This is a genomic window from Cupriavidus sp. OTU4054, assembly GCF_038440175.1.
Lineage (GTDB): Bacteria > Pseudomonadota > Gammaproteobacteria > Burkholderiales > Burkholderiaceae > Cupriavidus > Cupriavidus pauculus_D.
The window spans coordinates 143,190-155,195 of record NZ_JASATF010000004.1 but is presented as its reverse complement, the minus strand read 5'-3'; the positions used below and the strand labels follow the sequence as shown (position 1 = coordinate 155,195).

Annotated in this window: 9 protein-coding genes; 2 read left to right on the top strand and 7 right to left on the bottom strand. The window is 67.2% G+C overall.

Translation table 11 applies throughout. From position 1 onward, the window contains the following. Positions 1 to 26 precede the first annotated feature (26 nt). From AAHB16_RS07180 to prpB, 5 genes are all read right to left on the bottom strand, one after another. Positions 27 to 1,172 carry an asparaginase gene (locus AAHB16_RS07180; RefSeq protein WP_342050477.1) on the bottom strand — a complete coding sequence of 382 codons (1,146 nt, stop codon included), beginning with the start codon at positions 1,170 to 1,172 and terminating at the stop codon, positions 27 to 29. An 87-nt stretch (positions 1,173 to 1,259) separates the two neighbouring features. Beyond that, positions 1,260 to 2,456: a 2-methylaconitate cis-trans isomerase PrpF gene (gene prpF / locus AAHB16_RS07175; protein ID WP_150371645.1), complete on the bottom strand. Its 1,197-nt coding sequence runs from the start codon at positions 2,454 to 2,456 to the stop codon at positions 1,260 to 1,262. Positions 2,457 to 2,482: 26 nt separating this feature from the next. Then, on the bottom strand, positions 2,483 to 5,077 hold the full coding sequence (acnD, locus tag AAHB16_RS07170) for a Fe/S-dependent 2-methylisocitrate dehydratase AcnD (RefSeq protein WP_342050476.1): 2,595 nt from the start codon (positions 5,075 to 5,077) through the stop codon (positions 2,483 to 2,485). Positions 5,078 to 5,152: 75 nt separating this feature from the next. Continuing rightward, positions 5,153 to 6,307, bottom strand: a complete 1,155-nt coding sequence (prpC, locus tag AAHB16_RS07165) for a bifunctional 2-methylcitrate synthase/citrate synthase (protein ID WP_150371647.1) — start codon at positions 6,305 to 6,307, stop codon at positions 5,153 to 5,155. 59 nt (positions 6,308 to 6,366) lie between these two features. Continuing rightward, positions 6,367 to 7,275, bottom strand: coding sequence for a methylisocitrate lyase (prpB, locus tag AAHB16_RS07160; RefSeq protein ID WP_342050475.1), 909 nt, complete (start codon positions 7,273 to 7,275; stop codon positions 6,367 to 6,369). A 275-nt stretch (positions 7,276 to 7,550) separates the two neighbouring features. Here prpB and prpR point away from each other — a divergent pair, with 275 nt between their 5' ends. Both prpR and AAHB16_RS07150 read left to right on the top strand, forming a co-directional pair. Then, positions 7,551 to 9,569, top strand: a complete 2,019-nt coding sequence (prpR, locus tag AAHB16_RS07155) for a propionate catabolism operon regulatory protein PrpR (RefSeq protein WP_342050474.1) — start codon at positions 7,551 to 7,553, stop codon at positions 9,567 to 9,569. A gap of 78 nt (positions 9,570 to 9,647) precedes the next feature. Continuing rightward, complete coding sequence (locus AAHB16_RS07150) at positions 9,648 to 10,088, top strand: carboxymuconolactone decarboxylase family protein (RefSeq protein ID WP_342050473.1); 441 nt, start codon at positions 9,648 to 9,650, stop codon at positions 10,086 to 10,088. Here the strand turns inward: AAHB16_RS07150 and AAHB16_RS07145 are convergent. Then, positions 10,085 to 11,428: a hypothetical protein gene (locus AAHB16_RS07145; protein ID WP_342050472.1), complete on the bottom strand. Its 1,344-nt coding sequence runs from the start codon at positions 11,426 to 11,428 to the stop codon at positions 10,085 to 10,087. The genes AAHB16_RS07150 and AAHB16_RS07145 overlap by 4 nt on opposite strands. Positions 11,429 to 11,516: 88 nt before the next feature. Then, the gene (locus tag AAHB16_RS07140) at positions 11,517 to 11,954 is read right to left on the bottom strand and encodes a carboxymuconolactone decarboxylase family protein (protein ID WP_342050471.1); all 438 of its coding nucleotides are present in this window, start codon (positions 11,952 to 11,954) and stop codon (positions 11,517 to 11,519) included. Between the last annotated feature and the right edge of the window lie 52 nt (positions 11,955 to 12,006).

The following is a 12,006-nucleotide window of genomic DNA, read 5'->3' as shown; positions in this document are numbered from 1 at the left end:
CGGGAGGGGGCGTCAAACGATGACGATCAATACTTCCAGAAGATCTGCTGCAGGGCCTTGGCGTCGTTGGTGCGCGTGAGCGCGAGCGCCATCAGGATGCGCGCCTTCTGCGGCAGCTGGTCGTCGGTGACGATCCAGTCGTACTTGTCGTCCGGCTGCTCGCCATTGCGGATGACCACGCCGCTGCCCGTGCGCGAGGCGCGCACGATCTGCACGCCCTTGGCGCGCGCGGCCTTGAGCGGCTCGACCATGTAGTCGCCGACGCTGCCGTTGCCCGTGGCCGCGTAGACGATGGCCTTCGCGCCGTTCTTCACCGCGGCATCGATGCTGGCCGGATTGACGTTGCCGTATGCGTAGACCACGGCCACCTCGGGCAGGCTGTCGATCCGGTCGATATCGAACTCGGTCTGCGTGGTATGCGGCCGCGCGGGCAGGCGGTAGTACAGCGTGCGGCCTTCCACCACGTAGCCGAGCGGACCGAACGGCGAGCGGAACGTCTCGGTCTTGAACGTGTTGCTCTTGGTCACGTCGCGGCCGGTCTGGATCTCGTCGTTGAGCACGACCAGCGTGCCCTTGCCGCGCGAGGCGGGGTTCGACGCCACCAGCACCGCGTCGTAGAGGTTCAGCGCGCCGTCGGCGCCGAGCGCCGTGCCCGGGCGCATGGAGCCGACCACGACCACCGGCTTGTCGCTCTTGAGCGTGAGGTTCAGGAAGTACGAGGTCTCTTCGATCGTATCGGTGCCGTGCGTGATCACGATGCCGTCGACGTCGGGCTGCTTGAGCAGTTCGGAGACGCGCTTGCCGAGCTTCAGCAGGCGCTCGTTGTTGAAGCTCTCCGAGCCGATCTGGAAGATCTGCTCGCCCTTGACGTTGGCCACCTTCGAGATCTCGGGTACCGACGCGATGATCTTGTCCACGGGCACCACGGCCGATTGATAGGCGGCGGTGTTGGTGGCCGATGCGCCGGCGCCGGCGATGGTGCCGCCCGTGCCGATGATGACGATATTGGCCTTGCGGGCTTCGGCACCCGGTTGCGCCGCGGCTTGCGTCGCGGTGGGTGCCGGGGCGAGTTGCGCGTGGGCGGGTGCGGTCAGCAGGCTTGCGGACAGCAGGGCTGCGGACAGCAGCGAGAGATGGATGGTGCGACGGATACTGCGGGTCTTGCGGTTCATGGTCCCCTCCTTGTTAGCGGAGGCACGCACTCTCGTGAAGCCGTGCCTCCGGGTTTTGGAGGGAGCACTATAGAGGAAAGATACCGGTTAGTTCAAGGTGTCCCCCGGCACGCGGATCCAGCCTTCCATCAGCACGCGCGCGCTGCGGCTCATGATCGCCTTGGTCACGACCCATTCGCCTTCCACGCGCTTTGCCTCGGCGCCCACGCGCAGCGTGCCCGACGGATGCCCGAAGCGCACGGCCTCGCGCTCGCCACCGCCGGCGGCCAGATTTACCAGCGTGCCCGGAATGCTGGCCGCGGTACCGATCGCCACGGCCGCCGTCCCCATCATCGCGTGATGCAGCACGCCCATGGAGAGCGCGCGCACGAGCAGATCGACGTCGCCGGCTTCCACGTTCCTGCCGCTCGATGCCACATAGCTCGCGGGCTTCGCCACGAACGCCACCTTGGGCGTGTGCTGGCGCGTCTTTGCCTCGGATGCGTCCTTGATGAGGCCCATGCGCAGCGCGCCCGCCGTCCGGATGGTCTCGAACATCGCCAGCGCCCTGGGGTCGCTGTTGATATCGCGCTGGAGCTCGGTGCCCTTGTAGCCGATGGCCTCGGCTTCGATGAAGATCGTCGGAATGCCCGCGTTGATCATCGTGGCCTTGAGCGTGCCGACGCCCGGCACCACGAGGTCATCGACCACATTGCCGGTCGGGAACATCGAGCCGCCGCCCGCGTCGGGTTCGTCGGCCGCCGGGTCCATGAACTCGAGCTGCACTTCGGCGGCCGGGAAGGTCACGCCGTCGAGTTCGAAGTCCCCGGTCTCCTGCACCTGGCCATCGGTGATCGGCACGTGCGAGACGATGGTCTTGCCGATATTCGCCTGCCAGATCCGCACGGTCACGGTGCCGTTGCGCGGAATGCGGCTGGCCTCGATAAAGCCGTTGCTGATCGCGAACGGTCCGACCGCCGCCGACAGGTTGCCGCAGTTGCCGCTCCAGTCGACGAACGGCGAGTCGATCGATACCTGACCGAACAGGTAATCGACGTCGTGATCGGGCCGCGTGCTCTTGGAGATGATCACCGTCTTGCTCGTGCTCGACGTGGCGCCGCCCATGCCGTCGATCTGCTTGGCATATGGGTCGGGGCTGCCGATGACGCGCAGCAGCAGCTTGTCGCGCGCGGCGCCCGGGACTTGCGCGCGTTCCGGCAGATCCTGCAGGCGGAAGAACACACCCTTGCTGGTGCCGCCACGCAGATAGGTGGCGGGAATCTTGATTTGCGGTGCGTGTGCCATGTTGCGTCCTTGTCTTTGTGCCCCGGTCAGGCGGCCTGCGCCGATTCGAGGAAGTCCTGCGCGAAGCGCTGCAGCACGCCGCCCGCTTCGTAGATCGAGACTTCCTCGGCGGTATCGAGGCGGCATTGCACGGGGACTTTCAGCTGTTCCCCGTCCTTTCGGTGGATCACGAGCGTGAGTTCCGCGCCCGGCTTGCGCTCGCCGATCACGTCGAAGGTCTCGGTGCCGTCGATGCCGAGCGTCGTGCGATTGGTGCCGGGCTTGAACTCGAGCGGGAGCACGCCCATGCCGACGAGGTTCGTGCGGTGGATGCGCTCGAACCCTTCGGCGACGATCGCTTCCACGCCCGCGAGCCGTACACCCTTGGCCGCCCAGTCGCGCGACGAGCCCTGGCCATAGTCGGCGCCGGCAATGATGATCAGCGGCTGCTTGCGCTCCATGTAGGTCTCGATGGCCTCCCACATGCGCGTGACCTTGCCCTCGGGCTCGATGCGCGCGAGCGAACCGGCCTTGACCTGTCCGTCCACCACGACCATCTCGTTCTTCAGCGTCGGGTTGGCGAATGTGGCCCGCTGTGCGGTGAGGTGGTCCCCGCGGTGCGTCGCGTACGAATTGAAGTCTTCCTCGGGCAGGCCCATCTTCGCCAGATACTCGCCGGCCGCGCTGTTCAGCAGGATGGCGTTCGATGGCGACAGGTGGTCCGTCGTGATGTTGTCGCCCAGTACCGCCAGCGGACGCATGCCGTGCAGCGTGCGCTCGCCGGCCAGCGCGCCTTCCCAATACGGCGGGCGGCGGATATACGTGCTCTGCGGACGCCAGTCGTACAGCGGATCGGCCGTCTCGCCGTTGTCCACGGTCAGCGCGAACATCGGCTCGTACACGGCGCGGAACTGCGATGGCTTGACGCTCTGCGCAACGATCGCATCGATCTCTTCGTCGCTCGGCCAGATATCCTTGAGCGTCACGGGCTTGCCGTCCGCGTCATGACCGAGCACATCGCGCTCGATGTCGAAGCGGATGGTGCCCGCGATCGCATAGGCGACCACCAGCGGCGGGGAGGCGAGGAACGCCTGCTTCGCGTACGGGTGGATGCGGCCGTCGAAGTTGCGGTTGCCGGACAGTACGGCCGTGGCATACAGGTCGCGGTCGATGATCTCCTTCTGGATGACCGGGTCGAGCGCGCCCGACATGCCGTTGCAGGTCGTGCAGGCAAAGGCGACGATGCCGAAGCCGAGCTTCTCCAGCTCCGGCAGCAGGTTCGAGGCTTCGAGGTAGAGCTCCACCGCCTTGGATCCCGGCGCCAGCGACGACTTGACCCACGGCTTGCGCGTGAGGCCGCGCGCGTTCGCATTGCGGGCAAGCAGCGCGGCCGCGATCACGTTGCGTGGGTTGCTCGTGTTCGTGCAGCTGGTAATGGCGGCGATGATCACCGCGCCGTCGGGCATCTGGCCCGGCACTTCCTCCCACTTGCCTGCGATGCCGCGCGCGGCAAGGTCGGACGTGGGCAGGCGCTTGTGCGGGTTCGACGGGCCGGCCATGTTGCGCACGACCGTCGACAGGTCGAAGTGCAGCGTGCGCTCGTACTCGGCATGGGCGAGGCTGTCGGCCCACAGGCCGGCCGTCTTCGCGTAGGTCTCGACCAGCGCCACCTGCTCGTCGCTGCGGCCCGTGAGCTTCAGGTAGTCGATGGTCTGGCCGTCGATAAAGAACATCGCGGCGGTGGCGCCGTATTCCGGTGCCATGTTCGAGATGGTCGCGCGGTCGCCGAGCGTCAGGCTCGCGGCGCCTTCGCCCCGGAACTCCAGATACGCGCCGACGACCTTTTCCTTGCGCAGGAATTCGGTCAGGGCCAGCACGATATCGGTGGCGGTGATGCCGGGCTGGCGGCGTCCGGTCAGCTCCACGCCGACGATATCGGGCAGGCGGATCCACGACGCGCGGCCGAGCATCACGTTCTCGGCTTCCAGGCCGCCCACGCCGATGGCGATGACGCCCAGCGCATCGACGTGCGGCGTGTGGCTGTCCGTGCCGACGCAGGTATCGGGATAGGCCACGCCGTTGTCGGCATGGATCACCGGCGACATCTTCTCCAGATTGATCTGGTGCATGATGCCGTTGCCCGGCGGGATCACGTCGACGTTGCGGAACGCCTTCTTGGTCCAGTTGATGAAGTCGAAGCGGTCCTCGTTGCGGCGGTCCTCGATGGCGCGGTTCTTCGCGAACGCATCGGGGTCGAAGCCGCCGCACTCCACGGCCAGCGAGTGGTCGACGATCAGCTGCGTCGGTACCACGGGATTGACGAGGGCGGGGTCGCCGCCGGCATCCGCGATGGCATCGCGCAGGCCCGCGAGGTCGACGAGCGCGGTCTGGCCCAGGATGTCGTGGCAGACCACGCGTGCGGGAAACCACGGGAAGTCGAGGTCGCGCTTGCGTTCGATGAGCTGGCGCAGCGACGCGGTGAGCGTGGCGGGGTCGCAGCGGCGCACGAGGTTTTCGGCCAGCACGCGGGAGGTGTAGGGCAGCCTGTCGTAGGCACCGGGCTCGATGGCCTCGACCGCGGCGCGCGTGTCGAAGTAATCGAGGTCGGTACCCGGAAGGCGCTTGCGATATTCAGTGTTCATGATGTGGGGCCCTTCGTTGTACGCCCTCTCCCGTCGGGGAGAGGGCCGGGGTGAGGGCGGTGAGGGCAGGGAAGCTTAACGCTTCTCGATCGGCACGAACTTCAGGTTTTCGGGACCCGTGTAGTTGGCGCTCGGACGGATGATCTTGTTGTCGATGCGTTGCTCGATGATGTGCGCGGCCCAGCCCGACGTGCGCGCGATCACGAACAGCGGCGTGAACATCGCCGTGGGCACGCCCATCATGTGGTAGCTCACCGCGCTGAACCAGTCGAGGTTCGGGAACATCTTCTTGGCGTCCCACATCACGGTTTCCAGACGCTCCGCGATATTGAACATCTTCATCGAGCCCGCGTCCTTGGACAGCTTGCGCGCCACTTCCTTGATGACCTGGTTGCGCGGGTCGCCGATCGTGTACACGGGGTGGCCAAAGCCGATGACCACTTCCTTGTTCTCCACGCGGCGGCGGATATCGGCCTCGGCCTCGTCCGGCGTGTCGTAGCGCTTCTGCACTTCGAACGCGACCTCGTTGGCGCCACCGTGCTTGGGACCGCGCAGCGCGCCGATCGCGCCGGCGATCGACGAGTACATGTCCGAGCCCGTGCCCGCGATCACGCGCGCGGCAAACGTCGAGGCGTTGAACTCGTGCTCCGCGTACAGGTTCAGCGAGGTCTGCATCGCGCGTTCCCAGAGCTTCGACGGCGTTTTGCCGTGGAACAGCGTGAGGAAGTGTCCGGCGATCGTGTCGTCGTCGGTTTCCACTTCCACGCGGCGGCCGTTATGGCTGTAGTGGTACCAGTACAGCAGCATCGAACCGAGGCTGGCCATCAGGCGGTCCGCGATATCGCGCGCGCCCGGCGCGTTGTGGTCGTCCTTCTCCGGCAGCACCGTGCCGAGCACGGACACGCCGGTGCGCATCACGTCCATCGGATGCGCGCTGGCGGGCACCCATTCGAGCGCGGCCTTCACGTTGGCGGGCAGGCCGCGCAGCGACTTCAGCTTGGCCTTGTACGCGGCCAGTTCGGCCTTGGTCGGCAGCTTGCCATGTACGAGCAGGTGGGCGATTTCCTCGAACTCGCACGTGTCGGCGACATCGAGGATGTCATAGCCGCGATAGTGGAGGTCATTGCCGCTGCGGCCCACCGTGCAGAGCGCGGTATTGCCTGCCGCCACGCCGGACAGCGCGACGGATTTCTTGGGCTTGGGCGTGGCGAGCGGTTGTGCTTCGGACATGGGGGTCTCCTGTGTTGTGCTGGTGCTGGTCGATGTTGTGGTGGCGGGGCGGCGTGCCATCAACGCCCCTTGCCCTTGGCGAACAGGGCGTCCAGCTTCTGTTCGTAATCATGGTAGCCGATGCGTTCATACAGTTCCTGACGGGTCTGCATGGTATCGACGACGTGCTTCTGCGTGCCGTCGCGGCGAATCGCCTCGAAGACATTCTCCGCGGCCTTGTTCATCGCGCGGAAGGCCGACAGCGGGTACAGCACCATCGACACGCCGACCGAGCCCAGTTCGTCGCGGGTGAAGTAAGGCGTGGCGCCGAACTCGGTGATATTGGCGAGGACCGGCACCTTCACCGCATCGACGAAGCGGCGGTACATCTCGAGGTCGGTCATGGCTTCCGGGAAGATCGCGTCGGCGCCGGCTTCCACGCAGGCTACCGCGCGCGCGAGTGCGGCATCGAAGCCTTCCACGGCCAGCGCGTCGGTGCGGGCCATGATCACGAAGTTCTCGTCGGTCCGTGCATCGACGGCCGCCTTGACGCGATCGACCATCTCGTCCTGCGTGACGATTTCCTTGTTCGGACGGTGGCCGCAACGCTTGGCGCCGACCTGGTCCTCGATATGCATGGCGGCCGCGCCGAACTTGATCAGCGAGCGCGTGGTGCGCGCCACGTTGAAGGCCGACGAGCCGAAGCCCGTATCGACATCGACCAGCAGGGGCAGGTCGCAGACGTCCGTGATGCGGCGGATATCGGTCAGGACGTCGTCGAGATTCGAGATGCCGAGGTCGGGCATGCCCAGCGAACCGGCCGCGACGCCGCCGCCGGACAGGTAGATGGCCCGATAGCCGGACCGCTTCGCGAGCAGCGCGTGATTGGCGTTGATCGTGCCAGGGATCTGCAGCGGACGTTCATCGGCGAGGGCCTGACGGAAGCGGGCACCGGCGGAGCGGGCGAGATCGGCGGCGGAAAAGGTCATGAGGTATGAGGTCGCTGTGAGTTGGGCAACTGCTGACAGGCGCAAGGGATGTGCCATGTTTGACAGGGATTTCGAACGCTCGTGCGGCGTATCGCATAACCTGTTTCTAATCAATGCTTTAGCGGGATTAGTTGATCTTGTGTCTCCGATATGGGGCCAAGCATATAGCACTTTGGTGGTCGCCGGATTTCAATATTGAAATGCGATTGAATTTCAGAATTGAAATATCGAGTGGACCGGCGCAGAATGATGCCAATCCAATATACGCCCGCCCCATGACGACACAGCAACCCGCGCCGGCGGTACCGGCGCCCATCACGGGGCGGCCCCGCATCTGGACCGTCGGCATCAGCCGCCTGACCCGCGCCTTCGCGGAGCTGATCCCGTCCTATACCGCGCAGGCCGAATTCCGGATCCTCGACAAGGGCTACGACGCCGCCGCGAGCGCGATCGCGCGCGATGGCCGCGTGGATGTCGTCGTCGCCGGCGGGTCCAACGGCGCGTATCTGCGCCAGCACGTCGATGTGCCCGTGGTGCTCGTCAAGGTGACGGGGTTCGACGTGATGAGCGCGCTGGCCACCGCGCGGCGCATCTCGCCGCACGTGGCGCTGGTCACGCATGCCTCGACGTACGCCGAAGTCGATGAATTCCTGCGCGCGTTCTCGCTGACCGTGGCCACCTACACGTACCTGACCGAGGACGATGCGACCGCGCGCGTGCGCGCGCTCAAGGAAGAGGGCGTGCGCGTGATCGTCGGCCCCGGCATGGTGACCGACCTCGCCGAGCGGTATGGGCTCGTCGGCGTGTTCCTGTACTCGGGCAATGCGGTGCGGCTCGCGCTGGAGGATGCGATCGAGGCCGCGCGGCTGCGGCGCATCGAGGCCACGCGGCGCGACTATGTGAACACGATTCTCGCGCACCTCAACGAGGGCGTGGCGGCCGTCGATGTGGAGGGGCGCATCCAGTCGTTCAACCCGGCCATGGAGCGGTTTCTCGGCATTACGGCACCCGCCGCCGCGGGGCGCAAGCTGGCGGCGGTGGCACCGGGCCTTGGGCTCGAAGGCGTGATGCAGAGCGGCACGCAGGAGCTCGAGGCGATTCATCGGCTGGGCGACCGCATGGTCGTGGTCAACCGGATTCCGATCGTCGGGGAGGCGGGTACCACGGGGGCGGTGCTGACGATCCAGGACGCCAATGCGATCCATCGCGTGGACCGCAATCTGCGCTCGCGCAGCCGCGCGCGGCGGGCGGGCGTGCGCTATACGCTCGACGACCTGGCCGGTGCGTCCGCCGCGATGACCGATCTGCGCGCGCTGGCGCGGCGGTATGCGATGGTCGATTCCACCGTGCTGATCGGCGGCGAGAGCGGGACCGGCAAGGAAGTGCTCGCGCAGGGCATGCACGATGCGAGTCCGCGCCGGGCGTTTCCGTTCGTGGCGGTCAATTGCGCGGCGTTTCCGGAGACCCTGCTCGAGAGCGAACTGTTCGGCTACGAGGAGGGCGCGTTTACCGGGGCGCGACGGGGCGGGCGCGCGGGCCTGTTCGAGTCCGCGCATAACGGCACGTTGTTTCTCGACGAGGTGGGCGACATGCCGCCGGCGCTGCAGACGCGATTGCTGCGCGTGCTGCAGGAGAAGCAGGTGCTGCCGATTGGCGGGCTCGAAGCGATTCCCGTCAATGTGCGCGTGATTGCGGCCACCCACCGGGACCTGTCCGCGCTCGTGCGCGAAGGGTCGTTCCGGCAGGATCTGTATTACCGGCTCAATATCCTGCGCATCGACATGCCGCCGCTGCGCGAGCGCGCGCAGGACCTGCCCGATCTGGCCGAGCTGCTGTACCGGCGCGCGCAGGAGCGGCTGGCCATTGCGCGGCCGACGCCGTTGCCGGCGCCCGTGCGCAAGCGGCTGGCCGATTATGCGTGGCCCGGGAATATTCGCGAACTGGAGAACGTGACCGAACGCATCGCGGTCATGATCGCGGGGCGGAAGCTCGATGGGGCCGCGCTGCTGCGGGATTTGCAGGCCGCGGTGCCGGAGCTGTTTCCGGCGACGGTGGGAACGGATATCGACGCCGGCGACGCGCCGCTGCCGGCAACGATGCCGGAGCCGGGGCAGGCGGCGGGTCTCGCCGCCGGCGGCAGCCGGTCGCTGGCGGGGGTCTCCCGCGCGAGCCAGGCCTCGCATATCCGCCGCGTGCTGGTCGAATGCGGCGGCGATCGGGCGGCCGCGTGCCATTTGCTGGGTATCAGTCCCACGACGCTGTGGCGGCGGCTCCGGGAGCCGGTGGCTACCTGAAATCCGTCGCAAGTGGTCATTGGCCGGGACCGGCAGGCGGCCTATCGTGGGTGGGATATCCACCTCGATGCTCAAGCGATGCCCCTTCGGCTCGATGCCTGTCAGGCCAACCGTCCCGCCATGGACCTGCTGCTGCGGCTCGACCGCCGCAGTGACGGTTACCGGCTCGAACATTCGCTGGCGGACCTCGTGCGCCTGCGCGTGTCGCTGCTGAACGGCTGTCCGTACTGCATCGACCTCCACACCACGCGCGCGCGCCGCGCGGGCGAGATGGATGCGCGCATCGACTTGCTGCCCGCGTGGCGCGACAGCGCGCTGTACACCGATCGGGAGCGCGCGGCGCTCGCATGGGCCGAGGCCGTGACGCGACTGGCCGACCACGTTCCCGATGCCGCGTGGGACGCGGTGCGGCCGCATTTCTCGGACCGCGAACTCGTCGATCTGACGTTGCTCGTCAACGCGATCAATGCGCTGAACCGGTTCGGGATCGCGTTCCGCCGCGCGCCGGCATGGCGCTAGCGGACAAACAGGTCGCGATCCGCGTCCCCCTTGCGTTTGGGCCCGTCGCGCGCGTCGGTGTCTGCGCCGACCGGTGCCGGCAGCGGCGGCTGCGTTGCCGGATCGTCCTCGATCATCGCGACGAGGTACTGGCTATTCATCGCCCGCGCGTAGTTCGCGAACCGGCCGATCGCATACGGGATCGCGCCACGCACGGCATCGTCGCCATAGGGCGGCAGCAGCGATGTGGCCGGTATCGCGACCGCGTGAATGCGTGCAAGACTGCGGCCGAATGCGCCAAGGCTGCCATGCAGCACGGCCACCACGCGGCCGCGATGCCGCACCGCCACCAGTACCGTCGACCAGTACGCGGGAATCTGCAACGCGGCGATCGTGCTTTCCACGGCATGGAGCCCGTGGCTGGCCACGCGCAGCTGGTCTTCCGACGCCAGCACGTGGCCGCGGTACTGCGCGCGCCAGCCGATCAGCAACTGTTCCAGTTGCTGGCGCGCCATGTCGTTGGCCCCGGAGGTCCGTGTCTCGAGCAATTCCGCCGTCAGCGAGGCCTGCATGTCGAGCGCCCAGCGCCCGCTTCCGCGTTGCCGGCGCAGCGGCGTCGGAAATGCCGGCCATGGGCGATCCTGCAGGCGCCAGCCATAGATGCCGAGCCACGGCATGCCCGGCAGATGGGTGCGGACCTCGGGCACGTTGTCGGCGCGCAGCGGCGCGGGCAGTATCGCCGAACGGTCCTGCGGCCACGCGCGGGTGGCCGCGGCTTCCAGGTCCAGCAGCCCGATGCGTGCGAGCGGCGGGAGCGGCGCGGTGGGATGGTTCTGCCGGATGACCGGCAGTTCGCCCGATATGGGCTCCGGGTGCGCGTCGTGCGTCACGGCCTCGACAAACGCGCGCGCCATATAGGGGTCCGCGCGCGGCATGCCGAGGTCGTGGTGGCGGACCGCCTGCGTGTAGGCAAAGTCGAACTGCGCGATATCCCACCGCTGGGTCGGCGAGATCGAGGCGATGACCCGGCGATACAGCGCGACGGCCAGCGCGATCTGCACCGTGCAGGCGACCAGCGCGGAGGGGAGGTCCCGCCGGATGCGCGCGCTGTCCGCCGGTGCATCGGTATCGCGCGGGCAGGCGTCCCAGGCTGGCGCGCAGGACATATCGAGCAGGTACATCGCGGCCGTCGCCATAGCGGCCGCGCAGTGGTAGCGGGGAATGGCGATATCCGCCGTGCGCGGCGGCAGTGCCGCGCCCTGCGAGGCGGTTGCCCGCGCGCTCTCCATGGTGAAGACGGCGGCCGTCAGGAGAACGGGAGCGAGATACGCCGACGGCGGCGGGCAAGACGGAGCATGCATGGCGAGGTGGCAAGACGGACACGCCTTGACCCTATGCCGCAAGGGCGCGCCTCGCCATCAAGCTTTTCCTAAACTCCCGCGAACCGGTTCAGACCGGCGTCTTGCGGAACGAAATCGCGAAACGGTTCCAGCTGTTGATGGTGGCCACCAGCAGCGTGAGGTCGACGATCTCGGCCTCGCTGAAATGCGGGTGGACCGCTTCCCAGACGGTATCGGGCACGTGGTCCCGCGCGATCAGCGTCACGGCCTCGGTCCAGGCGAGCGCCGCGCGTTCGCGCGCGGAGAAGAACGGGGTCTCGCGCCAGACGGACAGCGTGGCCAGGCGGCGGTCGTCTTCGCCGCCCTTGCGCGCATCGGCGGTATGGAGGTCGATGCAGAACGCGCACCCGTTGATCTGAGAGGCGCGCAGACGCACGAGTTCGATCAGCGACGGTTCGAGGCCGCTTTTGCCGATGCGGTCTTCCAGACCCATCATCGCCTTGATGGCTGCGGGGCTGGCCTTGTAGAAATCGAGACGGGGTGCCATGGTTTGCTCCGGTATGGGTATCGCGTGGATACGGTTGACAGGAGCAAGAGTA